Genomic DNA, 24,474 nt, shown 5'->3' with positions numbered 1-24,474 from the left:
GAATCAGGGGGGCACTCCAGCGGCCGAGGCCGTGGAGGCTGAACCGGCCTGTGAGCGGCAGGTCGTGCCCGGGAGGCCGCAGGAGCCGGGTGTGCCCGTCCGCGCCGTCCGCGACCAGGCGGTGGCCGTGATCGCCCGGCTGGGCTTCCCGCGCGTTGAGGATCTCGGGACGCGGTTCGACCCCGCCAGGCACGAGGCCGTGAGCACGGTGGAGGACCCGGAGGCCGAGGCGGGTACGGTCGTCGCCGTCATACGGCCCGGCTACGGCGACGGCCCCGACCAGCTGCGTCCCGCGTCGGTCGTCGTGTCCACCAAGGCGGAGGACTGATGGCCGATCGCGACTTCTACGACATCCTCGGGGTACCGCGAACGGCCGGCCCCGAGGAGATACAGCGGGCCTACCGCAAGCTAGCGCGCTCCTATCATCCCGACGTCAACAAGGACCCCGAGGCCGAGGACCGTTTCAAGGAGGTGTCGGAGGCATACGACGTGCTGTCCGATCCCGACACTCGGCGGCGCTACGACGCCTTCGGCCGGGACTTCCGGCAGGTGCCCGAGGGAGTGGACCCGGCGGCGTACGCCCGGACCGGGGCCGGGGCGGGCACAGGAGGCCGGGCCGGATGGGCACGCGGTCCGGCCGGGCAGGAGGTCCGGTTCGACACTGGAGAGGGCATCGACTTCGAGGAGCTGTTCGGCGGCATGTTCGGAGGGCGCGGGGGACGTGCGGGCCGCCGTTGGGGTCCGATGCCCGGCGCCGACCAGGAGGCCGAGTTGCCGCTGACGGTCGAGGAGGCCTACCGCGGCGGCCACCGCACGATCACCCTTCCCCACCGCGGCGGTTCCCGTCCGCTGGAGATCACGATCCCCCCGGGCGTCCGTAACGGGCAGCGGATCCGGCTCGCGGGTCAGGGCGGCGAGGGCTCCGGCGGCGCGAAGAGCGGCGACCTCTACTTGATCGCGCGAATCACTGATCATCCCCGCTACCGCGTCGAGGGACGGGACGTCCATGTCCGGCTTCCCCTCACCCCGTCGGAGGCCGCGCTGGGCGCGACCGTGGCGGTCGAGACCCCGGGCGGGGAGGCGAAGGTCAAGGTTCCGCCTGGTTCCTCCTCCGGACGCCGCCTGCGCCTGCGGGGGCAGGGCATGCCCAACCCCCGCGGCGATCCCGGGGATCTGTTCGCCGAGGTCCAGATCATGGTCCCTCGCACGCTGAGCGCCGAGGAGCGCCGCCTCTATGAGCAACTGGCCGACGTCTCCGGCTTCAACCCGCGCTCCGCATCGGACGGGAGGACCCGGCCATGAGCCATCTCCTCGTACGGCTCCCGCTCCTGGACCTGGAGTCTTTCGCACGGGCGACCGGTCTGCATCCGGAGTTGGTGCGCCGCCTGGTCGCGCTCGGCCTGTTCGATGCCTTTCGCGACGCGACGGGGGACCTCTGCTTCCCGCCCTCCCAGCTCGCGGCCGCCGGGCGCTTCCAGCGGCTGCACACGCAACTGGCCGTCAACTACGCCTCGCTGGGCCTGGTGGCGGACCTGCTCGACCGCATCGCGGAGCTCGAAGCGGCTCTGCGGACCCGCGCGAGAACTCCCGGAGGTGTGCCATGGACGTGAACCGCCTCACTCAGAAGTCACAGGAGGCCCTGCATAGCGCGCAGACAAAGGCGACCCGCCTCGGGCACACCGAAGTCGACGGCGAGCATCTCCTGCTCGCGTTGCTGGAACAGTCCGAAGGGCTGGTTCCCCGCCTGCTCTCAGCCGTCGGCGCCGGCGTGGACAAGCTGACCCTGGAGTTGGAGGCCGAGTTGGAACGCCGGCCCCGCGTGACCGGTCCCGGCGCCGCACCCGGCCAGGTGTACCTGACCCAGCGGCTGTCCCGTCTGCTGGAGGCGGCCGATCGAGAGGCCAAGAGGCTGAAGGACGAGTACGTCTCGGTCGAGCACCTGCTACTGGCGTTGCTCAACGAGGGGCCGGACACCGCCGCCGGGCGGCTGCTCAAAGCGCACGGGGTGAACCGCGAGCGCTTCCTGGAGGTCCTCACGCAGGTGCGCGGCAACCAGCGAGTGACCTCTGCCAACCCGGAAGTCGCCTACGAGGCTCTGGAGAAGTACGGCCGCAACCTGGTGACCGCCGCCAGGGCGGACAAACTGGACCCCGTTATCGGCCGCGACGGCGAGATCCGCAGGGTCGTGCAGATCCTGTCGCGCAAGACCAAGAACAATCCCGTTCTCATCGGCGATCCGGGAGTCGGCAAGACCGCGATCGTCGAGGGCCTCGCCCAGCGCATCGCCCGCGGTGACGTCCCGGAGGGCCTGAAGGACAAGACGATTTTCAGTCTCGACGTGGGCGCCCTCGTCGCGGGGGCGAAATATCGCGGCGAGTTCGAGGAACGCCTCAAGGCCGTGCTGACCGAGGTCACCTCGGCGGAAGGGCGGATCCTGCTGTTCGTCGACGAGGTCCACAACGTCGTCGGCGCGGGTGCGGCCGAGGGTTCCATGGACGCAGGGAACATGCTGAAGCCGATGCTGGCCCGCGGCGAACTCCACATGATCGGCGCCACGACGGTCACCGAATACCGCAAGCACATCGAGAAGGACGCCGCGCTGGAGCGCCGCTTCCAGCCCGTCTTCGTGGACGAGCCGTCGGTGGAGGACTCCGTCTCCATCCTGCGCGGCCTGCGCGAGCGTCTCGAGGTGTTCCACGGGGTGAAGGTCACCGACAGCGCCATCGTCGCGTCGGTCGTCCTGAGTCATCGCTACATCAGCGACCGCTTCCTGCCCGACAAAGCGATCGACCTGGTCGACGAGGCGTGCGCGATGCTCCGTACGGAGATCGACTCCATGCCGGCCGAGCTGGACGAGCTCACGCGCCGGGTGATGCGCCTGGAGATCGAGGAGGCGGCCCTCGCCAATGAGGACGACCCGGCGAGCCGGACCCGCCTGGAGGCGTTGCGCGCCGAGCTCGCCGATCTGCGCGCCCAGGCCGACGCCATGCGTGCCCAGTGGGAGGCCGAGCGGCGCGCATTGCACAAGGTGCAGCAACTGCGCCAGGAGATCGAGGTGGTCCGGCGCGAGGCCGAACAGGCCGAACGCATGTACGACCTGAACCGTGCCGCCGAGCTGACGCATGGCAGGTTGCCCGAGCTGGAACGCAAGCTGGAGGCCGCAGAGACGCAGCTGGAATCCAAGCACGGTGCGGGGCGGTTGCTCCGTGAGGTCGTGACGGAAGAGGAGATCGCCGGCATCGTGTCCCGCTGGACCGGCATCCCGGTCAGCAGGCTCCAGGAAGGCGAGCGGGAGAAGCTGCTGCACCTCGACCAGATCCTGCACGAGCGCGTCATCGGTCAGGACGAGGCCGTGCGGGCCGTCGCCGACGCGATCATCCGGGCGCGCTCCGGGATCAAGGATCCGCGCCGGCCCATCGGCTCGTTCATCTTCCTCGGTCCGACCGGCGTCGGAAAGACCGAACTGGCCAAGACTCTCGCCGAGGCGTTGTTCGACACCCAGGACAACATGGTCCGCGTCGACATGAGCGAGTACCAGGAGCGCCACACCGTCAGCCGGCTGGTCGGCGCCCCGCCCGGGTACATCGGGTACGAGGAGGGCGGCCAGCTCACCGAGGCCGTACGGCGCAAGCCGTACTCGGTCGTGCTGTTCGACGAGATCGAGAAGGCGCACACGGACGTCTTCAACACCCTGCTGCAGGTGCTCGACGACGGGCGGCTCACCGATGCCCAGGGCCGTACGGTCGACTTCCGTAACACCGTGATCATCATGACGTCCAATATCGGCTCGCACTTCCTGAGCGAGAAGGCCGGTCCGGCGGGCGAGATCGACCCCGAGGTCCGCGAGATGGTGATGGCCGAGCTGCGCGCGCGGTTCCGGCCCGAGTTCCTCAACCGGATCGACGACATCGTGCTGTTCAAACCGCTCACCGAACCGGAGATCGAGCAGATCGTGTCACTGATGTTCACCGAGATCAGGATGCGGCTCGCCGAACGCAGGATGACGCTGGAGGTCACACCCGAGGCCGTGCGCTTCATCGCCGAGCAGGGCTACGACCCCGTCTACGGCGCACGGCCGCTGCGCCGCTTCATCGCCCGCGAGGTCGAGACCCGTGTCGCCCGCGCCCTGGTCGCCGGCGACGCTCTCGACGGCGCGGTCATCCGCGTCGGAATGACCGGCGGCGCACTGTCGGTGACGTATGAGAATCCGGAGGTCTGACCATGCGGTCACAGACCAAGGACGCGAGCGTCGTCCGATGCCCGAAATGCGGGCGGAAGAACCGGTTGCCCAGTGCTGCGTCGGGAATCCCGCAGTGCGGCTACTGCCACCAGCCGCTTCCCTGGGTCACCGAGGCCGGGGACGGTGACTTCAGCGAGGTCGTCGAGGCGGCCCGGATTCCGGTGGTCGTCGACTTCTGGGCACCCTGGTGCGGGCCGTGCCGCATGGTCAGCCCGGCGCTGGAGCAGGTCGCGGCCGATCTGGCCGGTCGCCTGAAGCTGGTGAAGGTGAACGTGGACGAAGCGCCCAGGCTCTCGGAACGCTTCGACGTACAGGCCATCCCGACGCTTGTCGTGATCCATCAGGGCCGGGTCCTCAGCCGGCGATCGGGCGCGGCGCCGGCTCCCGCCCTGCGCGAATGGGTGGACCATGCGCTGGCCGCCTGAGCTCTGCGAGACGCCGGACCCGCAAGGGGCTTACCCGCGGCTGAGTGACGCGCAGCTCCAGGCGCTGGCCCCGCACGGCGAGCGGCGCCGGGTCCACCAGGATGAGGTCCTGTACGCGGAGGGCCTTCCGTGCGCCGAGTTCTTCACGGTCCTGGCCGGCAAGGTGGCGACGGTCGAGGGATTCGGAGTCGACGATCAGGTGATCGGCGTCCACGGGGCAGGCCGGTTCCTGGGAGAGCTCAACGTGCTCACCGGCCAGGTGGGCTTCGTCACCGGCGTGGTGGCCGAGGACGGCGAGGTCCTCGCCGTGCCGGCGGACGCGCTGCGCCGCCTGGTCGCCGGGGAACCGGCACTCGGCGACCTCATCCTGCGGGCCTACCTCATCCGCCGCACGATGCTCATCGGACTGGGGGCCGGCTTCCGCATCATCGGCTCCCGCTTCTCGGCCGACTCCCGGCGGCTGCGGGAGTTCGCGGCACGCAACCGGCTGCCGCACCGGTGGATCGACCTGGAGCAGGACCAAGAGGCAGAGCGGTTCCTGCGGAGCATGGGCGTCACCCCGGAGGAGACCCCGGTCGTGATCTGGCGTGGTGAGACGGTGCTCCGCAACCCGAGCAACGCGGAGCTCGCCCGGGCGATCGGGCTGTCCGCACCACGGGTACAGGAGGAGACCCACTGCGACCTGCTCGTCATCGGGGCCGGGCCGGCGGGACTGGCGGCGGCGGTCTACGGGGCGTCGGAGGGCCTCGCGACGATGGTCCTGGACAATGTCGCGACGGGCGGCCAGGCGGGCACCTCCTCACGGATCGAGAACTACCTCGGCTTCCCGTCCGGGATCTCCGGCGGTGAGCTGGCGGAGCGGGCGGCGATCCAGGCCGGCAAGTTCGGCGCGCGCTTCTACGTTCCCGCACAGGCATGCGGACTGCACCTGAACGCGGGCGATCACATCGTCACCGTAGGGGAGGGAGGAACGATCCACGCGCGCACTCTGATCATCGCCACCGGCGTCCGCTACCGCAGGCTCGACGTGGGGAACCTGGAAAGGTTGGAGTCCACGAGCGTCTACTACGCGGCGACCATGTTCGAAGCCCAGATGTGCGAGCGGGACTCGATCGTCGTCGTGGGCGGCGGCAACTCGGCCGGTCAGGCCGCCCTGTTCCTGGCCCGGCACGCCGCGTGCGTGCGGCTGCTCGTGCGGGACGAAGCGCTGTCCAGGAACATGTCCCGCTACCTGGCCGTCGAGATCGAACGGCACCCCCGGATCCAGACCATGCTGAACACCGAGGTCCGGGAGCTGATCGGGGAAGACAGGCTCGCCGCGGTCATCGCCGAGAACAACCGCACCGGCGAGCGTTCCACGATCGAGGCCCGCGCGATGTTCATCTTCATCGGCGCGGAGCCGTACACCGCCTGGCTGGCCGACGAGATCGCGCTCGACCTGCGGGGCTACATACTGACGGGCGCGGACGCCGGCCGGTCGGGCAAGGAAGGCGTGCCCGACTCCGTCGGCCGGCCGTTCCCGCTGGAGACGAGCAGCGCGGGCGTGTTCGCGGCCGGGGACGTGCGGAGCGGGTCGGTCAAGCGGGTGGCCGCGGCGGTCGGTGAAGGCGCCATGGCCGTACGGCTGATCCACGACTACCTCCAGGCCGGAGAGTGACTCCGGGCCGGAAGGAAGGAGACCTCCATGGTTGTCATGGCGGTGTCGAAATTCGAGCGCTTCTTCCGCAGCGCCGCAGGTGTCGATGTCGACAAGGACGATCTGCGGCGCTACGGCGACTTCGTGAACGACAAGGTATACGACCTCCTGGTGATCGGTCAGGCCCACGCCAAGGCGAACGGTCGCGACATCATCGAACCCTGGGATCTGCCCATCACCAAGGGCCTCCAGGAGAGCATCCACCGGTTCCGTCTTCTCGATGAGGACATCGAGCTGAAACCCATCCTGGAGCAGCTCGCCGCGTTGCCTCCGCTCGACCTGTCGGTCGCCGAGGAGACCGTCGGCCGCTTGCCCGAGATTGTCGGCGGCCTGTCAGTGGCACTGGCTCAGACTTTCACGATCGTGGATCCGGATGTGAAGAACCCCGCGACCGAGCAGTGGGAGCGCACGACAGGAGTCTTCGATCTGCTGCTCTGAGGCGATCGGGACCACCTCGGCGATCAGCTCCGAACGCCCGGCGAGTTCGGAGCCGCGTCCTGCCAGGGGCGCGGTCATGGCGAGCAGGGAAGGAGGAACGAACCGTTGACCCGCTGTACGGCGAAGAACCTTCCATCCCGTCGCTGACGGGTAAGGCGATCCTTCGCAGTCAAACGCATGGGAGGAATCATGAGAGCAGTCGTGTACAACGGACCTCGGCAGGTCAACGTGGAGCAGGTCCCAGACGCGCGCATAGAGCGGCCCACCGATGTCCTGGTTCGCATCACCACGACCAACATCTGCGGGTCGGACCTGCACATGTACGAAGGCCGGACCGACTTCGAGACGGGCCGCGTCCTCGGTCACGAGAATCTCGGCGAAGTGGCCGAGGTCGGATCGGCCGTCGACCACGTCCGCGTCGGCGACGTGGTCTGCATGCCGTTCAACATCGCGTGCGGCTTCTGCGCGAACTGTGAAAAGGGCGTGACGGCCTACTGCCTCACCACCAATCCTGAGCCGGGCATGGCCGGGGCGGCGTACGGCTTCGCGGACATGGGGCCCTACAACGGCGGCCAGGCCGAGCTGTTGCGCGTGCCGTACGGCGACTTCAACTGCCTCGTCCTTCCGGACGACGCGAAGGAGAAGCAGAACGACTACGTGATGCTCGCCGACATCTGGCCGACCGGCTGGCACGCGACCCAACTCGCCCAAGTGGAGGCGGGCGACTCGGTCGTGATCTACGGGGCGGGGCCCGTCGGGCTGATGGCCGCCTACTCCGCGACGCTCAAGAGCGCGAGCAAGGTGATGGTCGTCGACCGTCACCCCGACCGGCTCGCCAAAGCCGAGGAGATCGGCGCGATCGCGATCGACGACTCCCGGTCGTCACCGGTCGATCAGGTCATGGAGCTCACCAAGGGCCTGGGCGCCGACCGGGGCTGCGAGTGCGTGGGCTACCAGGCGCACGACCCGCAGGGGCACGAGCACCCCAACATGACGCTCAACAACCTCGTCCGATCGGTCAAGTTCACCGGGAGCATCGGCGTCGTCGGCGTTTTCATCCCCACCGACCCCGGCAGCCCGGACGATCTCTACAAGCAGGGCGAGATCGCGTTCGACTACGGGATGTTCTGGTTCAAGGGTCAGACGATCGGCAATGGCCAGTGCAGTGTGAAGCGCTACAACCGGGCGCTCATGACACTCATCCACGAAGGGAAGGCCCGGCCGTCCTGGGTCGTCTCGCACGAACTGGACCTGGACGAGGCACCGGACGGCTACGAGCACTTCGACCGGCGGGATCTCGGCTGGACCAAGGTCCTCATCCATCCCGGCGAGCTCAGCTGACAAGCGGCGCCCGGACCACCGTCACGACTGCACGGCATCGTGCCGACCAGCCCAGGGCGAAGGCCGGCCGCCGTAATGGCGCTTCCGAAGGCCCCATCAAGGGAGGTGATGATCATGAGCGACGCTCGCACGCTCAAGAGCAAGCTGTTCGAGGCCTTCAACGCCCACGATCTGGATCGTATTCTGCAGTGCCACAGCAAAGATGGGGTCCTGGTGACACCAGAGGGCGTCGCGGAAGGACACGACCAGATCGCCTCGTTCTACGAGGAGATCTTCAAAGGGTTTTCGGACCTGCGCATGACGGTCTGGCACATAGTGCTCTGCGCCGATCCCGCGGTGACCGAATGGATGCTCACCGGCACGCATGACGGGCCTTTGGCGCTGCCCGGCGGGGGGGTGCTGGACGGAACCGGCCGTCCCGTCGCCGTTCGCGGCACCAGCACCTGCTCCGTCGGCAACAACAAGATCATTACTCATCGGATCTACTACGACCAACTTGAGCTGTTCAGCCAGCTTGGTGGCGAACTCGTCTTCAATGATCGCTCATCGTCCGCGGGTGAGGGACGGCCGTCGCCCGGCGACTGAGGATTCGATGTCGCCAGCCGTTCGGCGTGGCTGTCGGGCGGCTCCGGGGGCGCCCGTCCCACTCTGCTGACGGTGGTCCGCCGCCGGTTCCGGGCCGCCCGTCGGCACCGCGGAAGGGCGACCAGCTCGTCCGCCGATGGGTACCGAGTGCCGCGCCTTCCTCGGTACGAGGCGCTCACCGAAAGGGTGCGCCATGCCGGTGAACTTACTCACCGACGGCAACGCGGCCGCTTCAGCGCCGCCTCCGGCGACGCCCGGCTGGACGGGTTCTTCCACCCGGACATCACCGCGCGTCGGCAGTCGATGGCCGCCGACGGAGCCCGTACCGGCGAGGAGCGCCAATGGCCACCAGTGATCAGCGTCGGCCGGAGATCGTCGTCGGACTCGTGGCGACCCCGCCGGACTACCCGGCCCTGGTGGTTGCGCGGCTCACCGCCGAGCTGGCCGACCGGCTCGCCGAGCAGGTGGACGCGGACGTGCGGTGGATCGTCCGTGAAGGCTGGGGTGAAGTGGCTCCGCGGCGCGACGGCGGCGTTGAGGGGCTACTCGACGATCTTGCCAGTCGGCGCGCCGACGCCCGGTGGGACGTCGCGATCTGCCTGACCGACCTGCCGCTGCACGCCGAGCGGGTGCCGCTGGTCGCGCAGACGTCCGCCCGGCGCCGAGTCGCGATGGTGTCCTTGCCCGCGCTGGGGCTGCGCCAGCTGCGAGCGGTCCGCGCAGCCGTTCCGGGTCTCGTGGGCCGGCTACTCACCGACGCCACCGAGGAGCGGGTGCTGCTGGCCGGTTGGGCGCCGGCCGAGCTGACCGGCCAGGTCGCCGCCATTCACCGGGTGGTCGGCGAGGCTGATGCCGGGGAACTGGGCTACGTCGCCTCGCGGCTGATCGGCCGGGTGCGGCTGGTGACCGGAATGGTCCGGGCCAACCGCCCGGGGCGCGCCCTGCTGGGCCTGTCCAAACTGCTGGTCGGCGCCTTCGGCACGGCCGCGTTCGCGCTCACCACCGACACCATCTGGCAGATGGGCGATGCGCTCGGCGGACTCCGCCTCGCCCTGATCATGATCCTCGGGCTGACCGCGCTGGTGGCCTGGCTGATCGTCGCGCACGACCTATGGAAGAAACCGGACCAGGAGACACCGGCTGAACTGGCCCGGCTGTTCAACCTGGGCACGATCCTCACCCTCACCCTGGCCACCGCGGTGTCCTATCTGGTGCTGTTCGCCGGAACGATACTCGCCGCAGCGCTGCTGATCGACACATCCGTGCTGGAACAGACCCTGCGGCGGTCGGTCGATTTCACCGACTACCTGATACTGGCCTGGATCATCAGCTCGCTGGCCACCGTCGGCGGCACGATCGGCTCCGGGCTGGAGGACGAGGAAACGGTGCGGGCCGCCGCTTACGGCTACTATCCCGAACCCGGCGGCTGGCGGGACGAGAAGGAGGCATAGTTCCCGCCCCGGGGCAGGGCTCGTCCGCACTGCCGGACGGGCACCGCAGACCAGCGCCGCCGGACAGACCCGCATCCGGCCAACACGCTCGCCGCGGGTCGGATGCGGGTGGTCGTCAGGGTTCGAGGACGACCTTCTCGCGGGTTAGCACCGTTCTGCCGCTTACCGTGATCGTAGAGGAGGTCCTGGAGTGGCTGGAGCTTGTCGGCACGAGATCCAGCGCCTCCTGATAGGCCGCGCCGTCACCGGCCTGCAGGTTCAGTGATCACGGCCTTCCGGCGAGCACCCCGCATCGCCCCCTGTGCCGTCGCTGTTCCGCCGGACACGGCGCGAGGACGGAACAGCCGGTCGCCGACGGCCCGCCGGGCGCGGTATCCGTCGGGGGCCTACCACGCATCCTCGTTGGCGGCCACACCCTGGGGGTGGAGATAGGTGCACCTCGGCCGGGTACCCAAGCGGGTTCTTCCGGCACAGCCACAGGCTCATCATCATGACCATGAACATCTCGAAGACGAGCCGCAGAGTTCTGGCCGTGATCTCGGCGGCGATGGCCTGTTCGACGATGGGTGTGCCCGCCCAGGCGGATACCGCGAGATCCACCGAAGGCGCCGTCGTCAAGACCGAGGCGGGCGCGGTGCGCGGCACCGTCGCCGCCGATCACCGCCTCTTCCAGGGCATCCCCTTCGCCGCGCCGCCGGTCGGCGCGTTACGGTGGGCGCCGCCGCGTCCGGCGCAGCCGTGGCGGGGGGTACGCGACGCCGCCCGGCCGGGGAACCGCTGCGCGCAGAACGCCGACGCCATCTCCGGGCTACCGGGCAGCGCCTCCGAAGACTGCCTCTACCTCAATGTCACCACGCCGCGAAGCTCCCGCGGCCTCCGGCCGGTCATGGTCTGGGTGCACGGGGGCGGTTTCACCGGCGGCTCCGGCAGCGACTACGACGAGCGGCGCCTGGCCGTCCAGGGTGACGTCGTGGTCGTCACGATCAACTACCGGCTGGGCGCCTTCGGGTTCTTCGGGTATCCGGGACTGGCCGGCTCGGGCACCTTCGGGCTCATGGACCAGCAGGCGGCGCTGCGCTGGGTACGCCGCAACGCGGTGGCGTTCGGCGGGGATCCCGGCCGGGTGACGCTGTTCGGCGAGTCCGCGGGAGGTGACAGCATGTGCGCCCAGCTCACCTCGCCGGCGGCGCGCGGGCTCTTCCACCGCATGGTGATCCAGAGCGGGTCCTGCACCGAGCTGAACGTGCCCGACGTGATCTTCCCCGGCGTGGGCGCCGAGTACGACACCTGGAAGCCGCGCGCGCTCGTCGAGAGCATCGGCTCCCGGGTGGCGCCCCGGCTCGGCTGCGCCGATCCGGCCACGGCACTGGAATGCCTGCGCCGGGTCCCGGTGGCCGACCTGCTGGCGCCGCAACAGCCGCCGGTGTTCTGGAGCCCGGCGTACGGCACGCCCACGCTTCCCGTCCATCCCGCGCGGGCACTGCGCGACGGCGCGTTCAACCGCGTACCGGTGCTCGCGGGGACGACCCGCGACGAGGGCGCGTTCTTCGCCGCCACGTACCCACCTCTGGACGAGACCGCCTACCGGGGCCTGCTCGCGGTCTCCTTCGGCGGCGACGCCGAACGGGTGGCCGAGCTCTACCCGGCGGGAACCTCGCCACGTCAGGCCTTGGGCTCGGTGATGACCGACCGCGGCTACGCCTGCCCGAACCGGCGCAACGACCAGGTGCTCGCCCGCTGGGTGCCGGTCTACGGGTACGAGTTCGCCGACCGAGACGCACCGCAGTCGTTCGAGTTCCCGCAGTCGCCGGACTTCCCGCTCGGGGCCTACCACGCCTCGGAGCTGCCCTACCTGCACGATATCGTGGGCCTGGACGTCACCCTGAGGCCGGACCAGCGACGGCTGGCGGACACGATGATCGGCTACTGGAGCCGCTTCGCCGCCGCGGGTAAGCCGGACGCCGTCTGGCCGCGGGTGCCGCTGGTGCGGTCGCTGGAACCGGGCGGCGTACGCACCGCCGACCTGAACACCCGACACAACTGCGACTTCTGGGATTCCCTGCTCTGAGTCGACGGCTGGTGTCATCGGCGGGAGGCGTGTCACGGCGACGACCGCCTGCCACCGTTGGATCAGCCCTGACGTTCGCCCGTCGCGCCGAGGAGCTGATGGTCTCCATCAGCTTCTCGGCAGGCAATTGACGTCGGTGTCCCTCGGCTGCGAACGGTCGCCGTCTGCAGGCCGCCTTCGTCCGGTCAGGATTCGATGAACGCGAGAAGGTCGGGGTTGAGGACGTCCGCGTGGGTGGTCAGCATGCCGTGCGGGAAGCCTGGGTATGCCTTCAGCACACCGTTCGCGAGCAGGTCGACCGCGCGCGGCACGGAACTGGCGAACGGGACGATCTGGTCGTCGTCGCCGTGCATGACTAGGACCGGCACGGTGATCTTCTTCAGATCCGCGGTGTAGTCCTCCAGCCACGAGAAGACCGTCTCGTAGTGGGCCTGGGCGCTGCCGGCCATGCCCTGCCGCCACCAGTTCGCGATCACCGCCTTGGACGGCTCGGCGCCCGGACGGTTGAATCCGTAGAACGGACCCTCCGGCACTGCCCGGTAGAACTCCGACCGGTTCCCAACAAGCCGGACTTGACCGCATCGAACCACTCCTGCGGCTGACCGCCAGGGTTCGCGTCGGTCTTCACCATGTTCGGGGTCAACGAGGCCACCAGCACTGCCTTGGCGACCCGCTTCTCGTAGCGAGCGACATAGCGGGCCACCTCGCCGCCGCCGGTGGAGTGCCCGATGTGAATCGCGTCGCGCACGCCGAGGTGTTCGGTCAGTGCGGCGAGGTCGGCGACCCAGTGGTGCATGTCGTTGCCGGTGCCGACCTGGTCGGACCGCCCGTGCCCGCGCCGGTCATGGGCGATCACCCTGTAGCCGCGGTGGAGGAAGAACGTCATCTGGGCGTCCCAGTCGTCGGCCGACAAGGGCCAGCCATGGCTGAAGATGATCGGCTGACCGGACCCCCAGTCCTTGTAGAAGATCTCCACGCCGTCCGGAGTGGTGATGGTAGGCATCGCCGGTACCTCTCTCGTGGTCTCTGCCGCGGTATCCATCGCGGTCCAGCGCCTCGAACGACGGACCACTTGATTTCTTGTGAGTGCCGCGTCCCGAGCGATCGACAGCCGAGTGACAAACCGTCAAGCCGGCTTCACCCGCACGCGGATGACGGGACTCTGTATCTGCCGATGATGTCATCCGCGCAGGTCATCGAGCTTGTTCGACTCCTCTCGGGTTGTGTCCGCTCCGGGCTCTGGAAGGGGGCCGATCGCGGCAGGATGCTTGTCTGCCCGACCCGTGGCTGCCGCCAGACCTTCCGCGAGCGACTCCCCGATGTGCTGGAGCGTGACCAGCGGCGTACATCTCGCTTGACCCGCCAGATCGGTGCGGTGCCCCGCGAGCCGGCCGGATGCGCCGGCGTTGGCCTGATCTGGTGGCGGTAGACGGTCTCGGTGTCTCCGCTGCGTCTGTGCCGGCTTCGGTCAGCCCGCGATGAAGCGCCAGCCTTCGGTGACGGTCGGAGCGTTGGTGGTGCCCCGCTGAATGCCGGCCAATCTCCACCTCCATGCGACTTGATTTCGGCCCGGTCCACATGCGCGGCCGGGTCTTCCACCCGGCGCGCTGCCGAGCCGCTTTACGAGTGCTGCATTGAGGGGTACAGACGCATACTTTGATCGCTGTCCGGGCACCTGTCAACAGCCCGGATAGCGCCCGGTCACTCGGGTCTTCGGTGTCTTTATCCAGGCGATGAAAAAAGGGCACCTCATGAAGGAGTGGTCCGCAGCGGGGAGTCTTACCTGGTGGCTTACGGCGTGCCGAGAAGGGCGCGGATGTGGTCGCGGAGGGTGGCCGCTCGGGTGGAGAGGGCTTGGAGGGCGACCGTCTCGGGGTCGGGTGGGGTAGGAGCGCCGAAGGTGAGCAGCGTTGTGAGTTTGTCGAGCATGTCGGCCATGCTCCGTAGGTCCGAGACGGTGAGCGACGGGTCGGGGAGGGCTTCGGCCAGGGGGAAGATGACAGCGGCGGCTTCGGCCGCGGCTCGGCGTTGCAGGAGCTGCTCGGCCTTCGGGTCGGGGTTCTGAGGGTGGACGGACGTCTCGTGGTGACGCAGGGAAAGGGCGGCCCAGATCGCGGCGGTGTCGATGCGATGGTCGCGGTCGGTCAGGTGGGCGTAGACGAACCGGGCCAGTTCGGCCGCCTCGACGCTTGGGGCCGAGTCCGGACCACCGTAAGTGAGCAGGCTCATAAGGCGGGTCAGTATGTCGGCCATGCGCTGCAGGTCCGAGACGGTCAGCGACGGGTCGGGCAGCGAGCGGGCCATGGAGAAGACGACGGCGGCGGCCTCGGCCGCGGTCGTCCGCTGGAGGAGCTGTTCGGCCACCGGGTCGGGATTGCCCGGGTTGAAGGAGACCTCGTGATGGAAGAGGGATTCGCCGGTCCAGGAGGCGGCGATGTCGAGCCGGTGGTCACGGTCGGTCAGGCCCCCGTGGAGGTGGCGGACCAGCGCGGCGGCTTCGCCGGCCAGGCGCGTCGTGGGCGATCCGAATGCCAGGAGCCCGGTGAGAACGGCGATCCGCGGCGCCAGAAGCGCGCGTTGCGCGTCGTCCGCTCCCGGGCGCGTCGCCAGGTAACGCAGGATCTCCAGGCGTTGTCCGCCGCCGCGCGCTGGACGGGGATGTTCCCGGGATGCACGGCCGTGGCGATCCCCAACCACATCTCGGCTATCTTCCGCAACGGCTCGATGGTGGTGCCCGGATTGACGGCGATGACGTTCTGGAAATGGGCGACGCCGTTCTTCGTCGTCCGCAGGGCGTCATCGTACCGGCCCTTTTCGAACAGGTAACGGGCGCGTTCCCCGAACGCGGCGATCGTGTCCAGATCCCACTGCGGGCATGCGGCTGAATTATCCAAGCGGACCGGGTGCATGGGATCGCGGTAGTCGAGGACGAGCGCCGTCCGGCAGTCGCCGGGGTTGCGGATCTCGATGTACCCGTCGAATCCGTCCGGCGAGAGAAGATGCGGCCCATCGACGAGTCTGGGCCGGCTGGAGAAGTCCGGCAGGAGGTCGTCGTCCTTCGACAGGACTCGCGCCTGGTACTTGTCGCCTTCGGTTCTCAGGAGAAACGTGAATGTCGGCCCGTCGGGGGCGTGGAAGGTGTACTTCTCGCCGTACTCCAGCTCGCCCGGGTAGGAATTCTGACCGAGGGTCCGTTGTTCGAAGGTCTCGAAGTCGATGCCGACGGTGTCCGCTTCGACGGCGTAGAAGAAGCCGACGTTCTCCGGGGCCACGCCGTACAGGGACTGCAGGTCGCTCTCGTTGGAGACCGGCGCCCGGAAAGCGGCCACATAGAAGCCGAGCGGCCCCATGCCCGGCAGGTCGACGTTCAGATCGAGCACGCACCAAGGCCCCGCGGGCGAGATGCCTGTCGCGTTCAGCCACTTTTCGGGGATCCGCAGGTTGGCCCCGCAGGCGAACCCCTCATGCACCCCGGTATTGACCGGACGGCGCTTGTCCTGGATATCCGGGTAGCGGTCGAACCGGATGAGGTCGGCGAACGTCACGTCAGCGCGGGTGGGGAGCAATGCCGTCGACTGGGCGATGGCGACGCCATTGCTGCCCGTCGCGACCTGGACATGCTCGTCGCTGCCGTAACCGCTGTTGAGGAACATCCCGCCCGCACTGACCACGAACGACGGCGACTTGTAATAGATCTCGACGCCCGGGTCCGCCTCTTCGCCCAGCGTGAATGTCGGACGGCGGCCCTGGAAGAAGACATGCTGGCTCGCCGGGTAGGGCGTCAGCGCCAGCAGGTACGCCGCGGCCGGCGGCCGGTAGGAGGACGTCCCCGCGATGAGCGCCTCGGCCACCCAGCCGTCGGGAAACCACCGAGACGGCTTCCCGGAGGCCTCGGGCCGGCCCAGATACATGAGGAAGAAGCCGGTCTGCGGGTGCCCCGTCTTCCAGTAGAGGTCGTTGAACTCCCGGTCGTCGGGCCGGTTGAGTTTCTCCTTCTGCCGGCGGAAAGGGCCCACGTGACGCAGCCGGCTGCTGGAGACGGCGAACTTCACCGCGGCGAAGTCGAGCAGGTTCCCCGCGCCCGTCTTGACGGCGGAGTCCTTCGAGAACTCGCACAGGTTCAGCAGCGCATGCACCGACAGCCGCTGGTAGCTGCGCGAGTTGAACTCCATGAAGTCATGCTTGGCGATATTGTGCATGAAGATGAGCAGCCAGTCCCTCAGCCCGTTCTCGAGGCTGTTGTAGATCGGCTCCCCTGTGCGCTCGAACAGCGCCTGGTTCACCAGGAACCGGCACGACTCGATCATCAGTTGGTGGTTCTCGGTCTCCGCGCCCAGGAAACTGAACCCGAAACCTGTCACCAGGTGGGTCTCGGTCGTGATGTTGTGGCCGCCGTAATGCCCCTCCGGGACCAGGTCGTCGATGATGGAGGCGAGCTGGCCGGGCGACAGGAGCGCCGAGTAACGCCCGACGACGGTCATCAGGCCTTTCAGGGTCATGTCGTAGTCGCCGTCGGTGCCCATCTTCTTGACGACGATCGCGCGCAGGCACAACGCCACCAGGATGCTGCTGCGCGGCCGTCCGGGGCTCCGATGCGCCGGGTCACGCGTCATTGAGTGCAGCAGTGCGAACAGGTGAAAGGTGACGTCCTCGCCGTCCGGCACCGCCCTCCAGTCGACCGGACGCGTCCGGAGGAAGTGGTCGGCCACCGCGTCCAGACGGTCGCTGTGCGCGGCGAACGCGTGCTGAGGTGTCTCGTCGACCGCGGGCGGATCGAGCCACACGTCATAGGCGTGAAAGACGAAGGGGACCTGCGCCTGGAAGACCCGGCCGACGAAATCGGTGATCCGGATCCGATAGGGCCGCGGTGTCCCGGGGGTGCGCGGGTCGACCCCGTCCCGGCCGGGAGAGAACCGGAAGTAGCCCGAGCTGTAGCCGTCGAAGGCCCAGCGGAAGGCGTCCAGATCCGTCGGCCTGACCCAGAAGCCGAACTCTGGATCGGGGTGCTCGCTGTCCGCGGGCGTCGCCTCGAAACGCGTCTCCATCGAAATGGCGCCCGGGATGTGCCCCCAGTGCACTTCGAGGGCCCCGCCGGTCTGGTGTGCGACGACCGCCATCTCCGAGTCGATCAGGGGAAAGGTCGTGATGACGCCGTGCTCGAAGGTCTGCATGCGAGCGCCGTCCCCGCCGTCCGACTCCGTATCGATCGGACGTCCTAGCGGCCCTTCGACGCCACCGAAAAGCTGCCACCGGTCGGCGATCATCCCCAGGACCGCCGGATCGCCGGGATCAGGGATGCTCGCCGCGCCCACGGTCAGATGGACGGGACCGGTCCAGCCCTGCCGGCTTTCCTCGGAGCCGACTGTGGGATTGTCACACCCCTTGGCCTGGAACGCGTATTCCCCCCACGCCGGCAGGAACGACCACTGCCGCCCCTTCTTCGAATCGTGGACCTTCATGTTCGCGTGCCCGTGCCCCGCGAACCGCGCGCCCGTGTCTCGCCGGTACAGCACGTCGAACCGGAAATAGTCGTAATGCAGATCCGAAGTCGGCAGCAGGGCCCATTCGAAGCACGCCTCGTTCCCGAGCCGGAACACGCTGATGACCATCTCCTGGTCGGGCATCCACGCGATTTCCCCGCACTCGAACGCCCCGCGTCCACAAGAGAAAGACGCGTAGGGGACGAGAGTTTCCGCCGGATAACCCGCGGCCGGTGTGACATCGGGGTTGCCTTAACCCCTCGGATCCGCGTGACCAGCGGCGCGGTGATGCTGCCAGGACCGCGTGAGGATCCACCTCGAGGACTACGAGCGCGCGCCGGGTACGCCTCACAGTCGTCCTCGACACGTCTCCCGCACGATCGCCCGCGGCGGCCGGCGGACCGTGGTGGGCGATCCCGGCGAGGGCCCGAGCCTGGGCATCCCGTCGTCGGATCGGTGCTGTGCCTCCCTGTTTTGGGACGGTCTCCCTCGGTGTCGGGGCGGGCGGACCAGTTGGGGGGAGCGGTCGCGGTGCTGCGTGAGGGCGGTGGAGATCGGCCGGGATCGGGTGCTCTATTCGGTGTTTTGAGTTTGTGTGCTGGCAGCATGTTGCCACGGCACGATGCTGCCTGAGACGACCTCTTTTCTGTGGGCATGGAAAAGATGAGAGTAAAGAGTGTTGCCGCAGAGCGCTGATCGTTGATGCGCTTCTCTGAGAGCGGCGGCCGGCGGCACGGCGTGATTAGTCGCCGGCTCGCGGAAAAGAAGTGTCACCGCAGGTCATGGAGGGAGATCGTCATGCAGTTCGATCGCGCGTCTGTCGACGAGGTGCTGGTGGAGGCGGGTTCGCTCGGTTTGATCAGCGAGGTCGAGCGGAGCGAGATACTCTCCGTTCTCACTCCGGAGTTCCCCTACGCGGACGCCCTGAAATACACCGACTCGGTGCACGCGCACATCAAGGTCGAGGACGTCGACCAGCTTCCTCATGCCCAGCTGAAAGAACTCGGATATCGCGCCGAGAATGCGGAGCCGGGCTATATCAAATACTCTACCGACGCGGCGATCAACCTCATCTTCTCGTCGATTCCGATCGCGAAGGACGACCAGGTGTCCGGCGCGGTGACGCTGCCCAAGCCGTTCATGGACCACGTCGGCATCGACATGCGGGACGAGGCCACGGCCACCTACGAGGCGTTCGAGAAGGTGCCCGACCGCGCGGCGGAGCTCGGCTGGCGTGAGGTTCCGCAGGGCGGGGCCACCGCGCCGGTGCACTGCTGCCACACCCAGGTGAAGTCGAAGCACTGGGTGTACCCGCCGGAGGACTGGAAGGGCTGGCGGCGGCCGATCGAGTTCGCGTTCGGGACGCTCGTCGTGTTCGACAAGCAGATGGGATGCGACCTGCGGCCGATGGATCCCGCCCATCCGCTCGCCCAGAGTGAGTCGTGCTGTGGTGCCCCCGCCACGGATCAGGCCAGCGGCTGCGCCGGCTGAACGACGCCACGGATGAGGATCGCCGTTTGCGGGGGCGTCTACTCCAATCCCTGGGCGCTGCGCGCGTTCATCGAGGACGCCCACCGCAACAATGCCGACCGTGTGTACTGCCTGGGTGACCTGGGCGGGTACGGGGCGGCGCCCGAACCCGTCTGGCCGTTGCTGACCGAAAACGACGTCATCTGCGTCGCGGGCAACTACGACGTCGCCATCGCCTCCGGCGCCGACGACTGCGGTTGCGGCTACCCCGACCCGCGTGACCAGGAATACGCCCAGGTGATGTACGACTACACCTTGCGCAACACCAGCCGGCCGTTCGCGGACTGGATGGGGACGTTGCCCACCGAACGGCGGGAGCAGATCGGCGGCTGCGACGTCCACTTCGTCCACGGGTCCACCGTCGGGCTGAACGACTTCTGGTGGGAGTCGCTCCCGGAGGGGGAACATCGCCGGCGGGTGGACGGGAGCGGCGCCGATGTCATCCTGTGCACGCACTCCGGTCTGCCGTGGCAGCGCAGGGTCGGCGACAGCCTGGTCGTCAACGTCGGCGTGATCGGCAGGCCGGCGAACGACGGTGACCGGCGGGTCCGCTACGCGTTGCTCGACTTCGAGGACGGGCAGGTCAGCGCGCAGATCGTCCGCCTGCACTACGACTGGCGCACGCATGCCGACGAGCTGGACAAGGCCGGGTTGCCGGAGGCGTTCGCCCGCACGAGCCGGACCGGCTGGTGGACCACCTGCCTGGAGGTGCTCCCCAACCATGAACGGGCACGCGGACGGTTCCACATCTACGATTCGAGCGTCCAGGTGCTGCTCCAGGCGCTCGGTCTCCCGGATGGCGCGTGGCCGGATCCTGATCCGTCGATTCCGGTGCGCTCTCTTTGGGGGTCGCCGCTGCTGCCGGACCACATCTGGTACCAGACGTCCCCGATCGAGACCGCGGAACTGGCGGAAGCGGCGGCGCAGGCCGAGTTGGCGCAGGTGCGGGCCGTGGTCGAACCGCCGCCCCTGCGGCGGATCGGAGGCTCGGGAAGCGTGGTCCCCGAGCTGACCCTGACCCGTGCCGGCTGGTTCTGGCATCCGCGCCTGATGGACGAGGAGCCGATGCTGCGGCACCCGCCGGAGCTGCCGCACACCGGGGCCTTCATGCGAGAGGCGCGGATCGCCACGGTGCGGCGTCTGCTGAACGAGTTGCAGAAGCAGGGCCTGCTCACGCCGCCGCGCTACTGCGCGGTCTGAGCGGGACGGACTCCATGTACACAGCCGCCCGGCCGGAAACGGCCGGGCGGCCGGCCCGCGCAAGGGGAGCACATGACCAGTACCCCCGAAACCCTGACCCCCGGCGCGATCGGCGCCCGCCTGGACCGGCTGCGCTGGAGCGGTTCCCACCTCGGCATCCTGCTCGCGCTCGGTGCGGGCTGGCTGTTCGACTCGCTCGAAGTCAACTTGGTGGGCAGCGTCATCGGCCCGATGAGCGAGCATTTCAACGCCACGACCGAGCAGTCCTCCCGGATCTACTGGGTGTGGCTGCTGGGCATCCTGTTCGGAGCCATCGCGGGCGGTCATCTCGCCGATCGGTTCGGCAGGCGCCGCCTGTTCGTCGCGACCCTGCTCTGGTACGCCGGATTCACGATGATCACCGCGCTGAGCATCTCGCTGGACATGCTCTATATCCTGCGGTTCCTCACGGCTCTGGGTGTCGGAGCGGAGTACGCGATCATCAATGCCGCCATCATGGAGTTCATGCCGGCCCGGGTGCGGGGCGAGGCCACCGCCGCGGTGATGAACTTCTGGCCGATCGGCGCCATCGCGAGCGGGCTCATCGCCTACCTTCTGCTCAACACCTTCGCCCTGGCGAGCACGATCTCGTGGCGGTACGGCTTCGCCCTCGGCGGGTTGCTCGCCCTGATCGTGCTGGTGTTCCGCCGGACCCTGCCGGAATCGCCGCGGTGGCTCGCCTCCCAGGGCCGGCTGAACGAAGCCGACGCCGTCCTGCGCAGGCTCGAAGAGAAGGCGGGCATCGACTCCGAGGCACCGGCGCGCGCCGACGCCGACGAGCCCCGCCCTCCCGCCTTCCGGCTGGCGCTGGTGGAACTCGTGCGGCACTATCGGGCGCGGCTCGCCCTCGGGTGCATCCTGGATCTTTCCGAGGCGTTCGGCTACTACGGCATCTTCGCCCTGCTGTCGATCGTCGTGCTGCCCGAGGTGAACTACACCGACGCGGAGATCCCGTTCTTCTTCATCCTCGGTAACGTGGGAGCGGTGGTCGGCGGCGTCGCCATGACCCTCGCCTTCGACCGCATCGGCCGCCGCTGGACCGTGGGCATCTACTACACGCTCGCCGGCGCGAGCGTCGGCGGCCTCGCGGCGGCCACGACGACAGGCAGCAAGGTGTGGGTGCTCGTCGCGTTCATGGTCGCGAACGCCTTCGCCACCGGCGCCTGGACCGCCGCCTATCCGACCTTCACGGAACTCTTCCCGACCCACCTGCGCGCCGCCGGCATCGGTATCAGCGTCGCGGTCGGACGGTTGGGCGCGGCCTACGGGACCCTGTACCTGCCGAGCCTCGCGGCCGATATCGGCCCCACGCCGAGTTATCTCCTCATCGTGGCCTTCTGGGCTCTTGGAGTCGCCGCCATCGTCGTCTGGACGATGACCGGCGGCGTCGACGGGGCGAGGAAACCCCTCGCCGCCGTGAGCTCCCTCAGCAGTCGCACCACCGCCCGCGCGGGCGTCCCCGCCGAACAGTGAGACGCGGGCGCCCTCCCGCCCGGTCGCCGCAGACTCTCCGAAAGGTGATCGCCGATGACGAGCGACTCCCGTCATTCCTGGAAGGACAGTCCCGCTCCCGCGTCCCCGGCGCAATGGCTCTCACGCGCCGCGGAGGTGGCGGAGATCCTGGGCGCGAACGCCGCCGAGCGTGAACGCGCGGGAGGTTCCCCTGACGACGAGATCCTGCTGCTGAAGGAGTCGGGACTCGTCACGCTGCTGGGCCCGCGCGACGCCGGCGGGGGCGCGGCGAGCTGGACGACCGCCTACCAGGTGGTGCGGCGCGTCGCTCAGGCGGACGGCTCCGTCGCCCAGCTCCTCGGCTACCACTATCTGTGGGTCTGGCTTCCCCGGCTGTGGGGGACCGAGGAGCAGTACAAGCGGCTGGAAACCGAGTCGGCCCGCAACGGATGGCTGTGGGGTGCCGCGGTCAACCCGCGGGACAACGACGTGGTCGTCGAGGACGCGGGCGACGGCCTGGTGTTCCGAGGGCACAAGTCCTTCTCCACCGGGGCGCGGGTCAGCGACCGCCTCATCCTCGAAGGGGTCCTGCTGGACGACTCCGGGCAGCCGACCGACCGGCGGGTGTTCGGAGTCACTCCCACCGACGCGCCGGGACTCAAGTGCCACGCCAACTGGGACAACATGGGCATGCGTCTCACCGAAAGCGGCAGCGTCGACATAGACGCCGTCCGCGTCCCGTGGACCGACGCCCTGGGCTACACCGCCAAGGTGCAGGAGGTCCGGCCGTACGCGGGGATCACGACGCTCATCCACCAGCTCGTCTTCGTCAACCTCTACCTCGGCATCGCTCAGGGCGCGCTGGCCGCCGCGGCGGCGTACACCCGGAGCCATACGCGTCCATGGCTGAACGCCGCCGGCGTGAGCAGTGCGACCGAGGATCCCTACATCCTCGCGGCCTATGGTGAGCTGGGCACGGGGCTGTTGGCGACCGAGGCGCTCGTCGATCGCGCCGTCGCGGAACTGCAGACGGTCCACGATGACCCAGGCGGTCTCACCGACCAGCGGAGAGGGGAGCTGGCCGTCCTCATCGCCGCGGCGAAGGTCCAGGCGACCCGGGTCTCTCTTGAGGTGAGCAGCAGGATCTTCGAGGCCATGGGTGCTCGCGCCACCGCGGCGGTCTGGAACCTGGACCGCTTCTGGCGGGACGTCCGCACGCACACGTTGCACGATCCGGTGGCCTACAAGATCCGTGAGGTCGGCGACCACACGCTCAACGGGCGCATCCCCGAACCCGGCTGGTACAGCTGACGGGGACCTCATGCGGCTGATGCCCTCCGGCGAGCCTGCTCGCGGCCGGTGCTCTGGCAGGAGCTGTAGGTTAGAGATCCCTCTAATCAGGAGTCATGCATGCCCCCGCCTGCCAGTGAGCGTCGATCCGACAGTCCTGCCGAGGTCGAGGTTCTCGTGGTGGGCGGAGGGCAGGCAGGGCTGGCGGCCGGGTACTACCTGCGGCGGGCGGGAGCCGACTTCGTCATCCTTGACGCTCAAGAGCGGCCGGGAGGCGCCTGGCGGCACGCGTGGCCGTCGTTGCGCCTCTTCTCGCCCGCGCAGTACAGCTCCCTGCCAGGCCGGATGATGCCGTCGACCTCCGACGGCGGCTACCCGACCGCGGCGCATGTGGTCGGTTATCTCGCCGATTACGAGGAGCGTTACCGGCTTCCCGTCCGGCGGCCCGTGACGGTGGAGGCCGTGCGGCGAGGCGACCGCGGGTTACTCGTCGACACCGACGCCGGGCGGTGGGGCGCGCAGGTGGTCATCAGTGCCACCGGCACCTGGTGGCGGCCGTACGTGCCGTTCTACCCCGGGGCGGCCGACTTCGCCGGGCGGCAGCTGCATGCCGCCGACTACACCGGGCCCGACGAGTTCGCGGGGCGGCGAGTGGTCGTCGTCGGCGGAGGGAACTCGGCGGCCCAGATCCTCGCCGAGGTGTCCACCGTCGCGGAGACGACCTGGGTCGCCCGGCGGACACCTCGTCTTCTGCCGGACGAGGTGGACGGCAAGGCGCTGTTCGACATGGCGACGCGCCGAGTGCGGGGCGAGGCCGGCGCCGGGGGAGGGGGTGGCTTGGGGGACATCGTGGCCGTGCCGCCCGTCCGCGACGCGCGCGAGCGCGGAGTGCTCAAGGCCCAGCCCATGTTCAGCCGGATCACCGCGGGCGGCATCGCCTGGGCGGACGGCGCCGAGTCGGCATGCGACGCCATCCTGTGGTGCACCGGCTTCCGGCCCGAGCTGCGGCATCTGACGCCGCTGCGGCTGCGCACCCACGACGGGGTGATCGCGACCGTCGGCACCCGGGCCGAAGACGAGCCTCGGCTTCATCTCCTCGGATATGGAAACTGGACCGGCCCGGCGTCGGCCACGCTGATCGGGGCGGGCCGGACCGCACGCGACACCGTCGCGGAGGTGGTGACACAGCTCGCCGACCTCCGCGAAGAGCCTGCCCGGCGCGGGGATCAGTGAGGCCGA

At 68.9% G+C, this 24,474-nt stretch carries 20 protein-coding genes and 1 pseudogene; 17 read left to right on the top strand and 4 right to left on the bottom strand.

Annotated features, from left to right (window positions below; translation table 11 throughout):
* Positions 1 to 91: 91 nt before the first annotated feature.
* The 11 genes from grpE (at position 92) to ABZT47_RS04155 (ending at position 12,244) form a co-directional block, all read left to right on the top strand.
* Entirely contained in the window at positions 92 to 328 is a 237-nt protein-coding gene (gene grpE / locus ABZT47_RS04205) for a nucleotide exchange factor GrpE (RefSeq protein WP_354835997.1), read from the top strand.
* Positions 328 to 1,302 (top strand): J domain-containing protein, encoded by a 975-nt coding sequence (locus ABZT47_RS04200; RefSeq protein ID WP_354835995.1) that lies wholly within the window; start codon positions 328 to 330, stop codon positions 1,300 to 1,302. Before grpE ends, ABZT47_RS04200 begins: the two co-directional genes overlap by 1 nt.
* Positions 1,299 to 1,610: a chaperone modulator CbpM gene (locus tag ABZT47_RS04195; RefSeq protein ID WP_354835993.1), complete on the top strand. Its 312-nt coding sequence runs from the start codon at positions 1,299 to 1,301 to the stop codon at positions 1,608 to 1,610. Before ABZT47_RS04200 ends, ABZT47_RS04195 begins: the two co-directional genes overlap by 4 nt.
* Positions 1,601 to 4,219, top strand: a complete 2,619-nt coding sequence (gene clpB / locus ABZT47_RS04190) for an ATP-dependent chaperone ClpB (RefSeq protein WP_354835991.1) — start codon at positions 1,601 to 1,603, stop codon at positions 4,217 to 4,219. The genes ABZT47_RS04195 and clpB overlap by 10 nt, the downstream gene beginning before the upstream one ends.
* 2 nt (positions 4,220 to 4,221) lie before the next feature.
* Positions 4,222 to 4,665 carry a thioredoxin gene (gene trxA, locus ABZT47_RS04185; protein WP_354835989.1) on the top strand — a complete coding sequence of 148 codons (444 nt, stop codon included), beginning with the start codon at positions 4,222 to 4,224 and terminating at the stop codon, positions 4,663 to 4,665.
* Positions 4,649 to 6,322: an FAD-dependent oxidoreductase gene (locus ABZT47_RS04180; RefSeq protein WP_354835987.1), complete on the top strand. Its 1,674-nt coding sequence runs from the start codon at positions 4,649 to 4,651 to the stop codon at positions 6,320 to 6,322. Before trxA ends, ABZT47_RS04180 begins: the two co-directional genes overlap by 17 nt.
* 27 nt (positions 6,323 to 6,349) lie before the next feature.
* Positions 6,350 to 6,799, top strand: a complete 450-nt coding sequence (locus ABZT47_RS04175; protein WP_354835985.1) for a DUF1931 family protein — start codon at positions 6,350 to 6,352, stop codon at positions 6,797 to 6,799.
* A gap of 189 nt (positions 6,800 to 6,988) precedes the next feature.
* Positions 6,989 to 8,140 (top strand): glutathione-independent formaldehyde dehydrogenase, encoded by a 1,152-nt coding sequence (locus ABZT47_RS04170; RefSeq protein ID WP_354835983.1) that lies wholly within the window; start codon positions 6,989 to 6,991, stop codon positions 8,138 to 8,140.
* 114 nt (positions 8,141 to 8,254) lie between these two features.
* The gene (locus tag ABZT47_RS04165) at positions 8,255 to 8,725 is read left to right on the top strand and encodes an ester cyclase (RefSeq protein WP_354835981.1); all 471 of its coding nucleotides are present in this window, start codon (positions 8,255 to 8,257) and stop codon (positions 8,723 to 8,725) included.
* A 341-nt stretch (positions 8,726 to 9,066) separates the two neighbouring features.
* Positions 9,067 to 10,176, top strand: coding sequence for a hypothetical protein (locus tag ABZT47_RS04160; protein WP_354835979.1), 1,110 nt, complete (start codon positions 9,067 to 9,069; stop codon positions 10,174 to 10,176).
* Positions 10,177 to 10,672: 496 nt separating this feature from the next.
* Positions 10,673 to 12,244, top strand: coding sequence for a carboxylesterase family protein (locus ABZT47_RS04155; RefSeq protein WP_354835977.1), 1,572 nt, complete (start codon positions 10,673 to 10,675; stop codon positions 12,242 to 12,244).
* A 185-nt stretch (positions 12,245 to 12,429) separates the two neighbouring features.
* Here the strand turns inward: ABZT47_RS04155 and ABZT47_RS04150 are convergent, their stop codons facing one another.
* Complete coding sequence (locus tag ABZT47_RS04150; RefSeq protein ID WP_354835975.1) at positions 12,430 to 12,720, bottom strand: alpha/beta hydrolase; 291 nt, start codon at positions 12,718 to 12,720, stop codon at positions 12,430 to 12,432.
* The gene (locus ABZT47_RS04145) at positions 12,717 to 13,247 is read right to left on the bottom strand and encodes an alpha/beta hydrolase (protein WP_354835973.1); all 531 of its coding nucleotides are present in this window, start codon (positions 13,245 to 13,247) and stop codon (positions 12,717 to 12,719) included. Before ABZT47_RS04145 ends, ABZT47_RS04150 begins: the two co-directional genes overlap by 4 nt.
* A gap of 252 nt (positions 13,248 to 13,499) precedes the next feature.
* On the opposite strand from ABZT47_RS04145, the pseudogene ABZT47_RS04140 reads away from it, so the two are divergent.
* A pseudogene (locus ABZT47_RS04140) lies at positions 13,500 to 13,661 on the top strand (ISL3 family transposase); the annotation flags it as partial.
* Between the two features lie 374 nt (positions 13,662 to 14,035).
* Here ABZT47_RS04140 and ABZT47_RS04135 read toward each other — a convergent pair.
* Both ABZT47_RS04135 and ABZT47_RS04130 read right to left on the bottom strand, forming a co-directional pair.
* Complete coding sequence (locus tag ABZT47_RS04135; protein ID WP_354835971.1) at positions 14,036 to 14,608, bottom strand: hypothetical protein; 573 nt, start codon at positions 14,606 to 14,608, stop codon at positions 14,036 to 14,038.
* A gap of 95 nt (positions 14,609 to 14,703) precedes the next feature.
* Complete coding sequence (locus ABZT47_RS04130; RefSeq protein ID WP_354835969.1) at positions 14,704 to 17,868, bottom strand: hypothetical protein; 3,165 nt, start codon at positions 17,866 to 17,868, stop codon at positions 14,704 to 14,706.
* A 654-nt stretch (positions 17,869 to 18,522) separates the two neighbouring features.
* Here ABZT47_RS04130 and ABZT47_RS04125 point away from each other — a divergent pair.
* From ABZT47_RS04125 to ABZT47_RS04105, 5 genes are all read left to right on the top strand, one after another.
* Positions 18,523 to 19,215: a hypothetical protein gene (locus ABZT47_RS04125; RefSeq protein ID WP_354835967.1), complete on the top strand. Its 693-nt coding sequence runs from the start codon at positions 18,523 to 18,525 to the stop codon at positions 19,213 to 19,215.
* A gap of 12 nt (positions 19,216 to 19,227) precedes the next feature.
* Positions 19,228 to 20,454 (top strand): metallophosphoesterase family protein, encoded by a 1,227-nt coding sequence (locus ABZT47_RS04120; protein WP_354835965.1) that lies wholly within the window; start codon positions 19,228 to 19,230, stop codon positions 20,452 to 20,454.
* 72 nt (positions 20,455 to 20,526) lie between these two features.
* Positions 20,527 to 21,966, top strand: a complete 1,440-nt coding sequence (locus ABZT47_RS04115) for an MFS transporter (RefSeq protein WP_354835963.1) — start codon at positions 20,527 to 20,529, stop codon at positions 21,964 to 21,966.
* A 54-nt stretch (positions 21,967 to 22,020) separates the two neighbouring features.
* The gene (locus tag ABZT47_RS04110; RefSeq protein ID WP_354835961.1) at positions 22,021 to 23,256 is read left to right on the top strand and encodes an acyl-CoA dehydrogenase family protein; all 1,236 of its coding nucleotides are present in this window, start codon (positions 22,021 to 22,023) and stop codon (positions 23,254 to 23,256) included.
* Between the two features lie 99 nt (positions 23,257 to 23,355).
* Positions 23,356 to 24,468 carry an ArsO family NAD(P)H-dependent flavin-containing monooxygenase gene (locus ABZT47_RS04105; protein WP_354835959.1) on the top strand — a complete coding sequence of 371 codons (1,113 nt, stop codon included), beginning with the start codon at positions 23,356 to 23,358 and terminating at the stop codon, positions 24,466 to 24,468.
* Positions 24,469 to 24,474 lie beyond the last annotated feature (6 nt).

The organism is Sphaerisporangium sp. NPDC005289, assembly GCF_040607455.1.
GTDB lineage: Bacteria > Actinomycetota > Actinomycetes > Streptosporangiales > Streptosporangiaceae > Sphaerisporangium > Sphaerisporangium rhizosphaerae.
This window is presented reverse-complemented; position numbering and strand designations above follow the sequence as displayed.

Coding starts and splice junctions, on each gene's coding strand:
- ABZT47_RS04130 (WP_354835969.1), bottom strand. CDS start 17,868: ATGCCCGACCAGGAGATGGTCATCAGCGTGTTCCGGCTCGGGAACGAG.
- ABZT47_RS04165 (WP_354835981.1), top strand. CDS start 8,255: ATGAGCGACGCTCGCACGCTCAAGAGCAAGCTGTTCGAGGCCTTCAAC.
- ABZT47_RS04125 (WP_354835967.1), top strand. CDS start 18,523: ATGCAGTTCGATCGCGCGTCTGTCGACGAGGTGCTGGTGGAGGCGGGT.
- ABZT47_RS04105 (WP_354835959.1), top strand. CDS start 23,356: ATGCCCCCGCCTGCCAGTGAGCGTCGATCCGACAGTCCTGCCGAGGTC.
- ABZT47_RS04120 (WP_354835965.1), top strand. CDS start 19,228: ATGAGGATCGCCGTTTGCGGGGGCGTCTACTCCAATCCCTGGGCGCTG.
- clpB (WP_354835991.1), top strand. CDS start 1,601: ATGGACGTGAACCGCCTCACTCAGAAGTCACAGGAGGCCCTGCATAGC.
- ABZT47_RS04200 (WP_354835995.1), top strand. CDS start 328: ATGGCCGATCGCGACTTCTACGACATCCTCGGGGTACCGCGAACGGCC.
- ABZT47_RS04115 (WP_354835963.1), top strand. CDS start 20,527: ATGACCAGTACCCCCGAAACCCTGACCCCCGGCGCGATCGGCGCCCGC.
- trxA (WP_354835989.1), top strand. CDS start 4,222: ATGCGGTCACAGACCAAGGACGCGAGCGTCGTCCGATGCCCGAAATGC.
- ABZT47_RS04145 (WP_354835973.1), bottom strand. CDS start 13,247: ATGCCTACCATCACCACTCCGGACGGCGTGGAGATCTTCTACAAGGAC.
- ABZT47_RS04175 (WP_354835985.1), top strand. CDS start 6,350: ATGGTTGTCATGGCGGTGTCGAAATTCGAGCGCTTCTTCCGCAGCGCC.
- ABZT47_RS04155 (WP_354835977.1), top strand. CDS start 10,673: ATGAACATCTCGAAGACGAGCCGCAGAGTTCTGGCCGTGATCTCGGCG.
- ABZT47_RS04170 (WP_354835983.1), top strand. CDS start 6,989: ATGAGAGCAGTCGTGTACAACGGACCTCGGCAGGTCAACGTGGAGCAG.
- ABZT47_RS04180 (WP_354835987.1), top strand. CDS start 4,649: ATGCGCTGGCCGCCTGAGCTCTGCGAGACGCCGGACCCGCAAGGGGCT.
- ABZT47_RS04160 (WP_354835979.1), top strand. CDS start 9,067: ATGGCCACCAGTGATCAGCGTCGGCCGGAGATCGTCGTCGGACTCGTG.
- ABZT47_RS04110 (WP_354835961.1), top strand. CDS start 22,021: ATGACGAGCGACTCCCGTCATTCCTGGAAGGACAGTCCCGCTCCCGCG.
- ABZT47_RS04195 (WP_354835993.1), top strand. CDS start 1,299: ATGAGCCATCTCCTCGTACGGCTCCCGCTCCTGGACCTGGAGTCTTTC.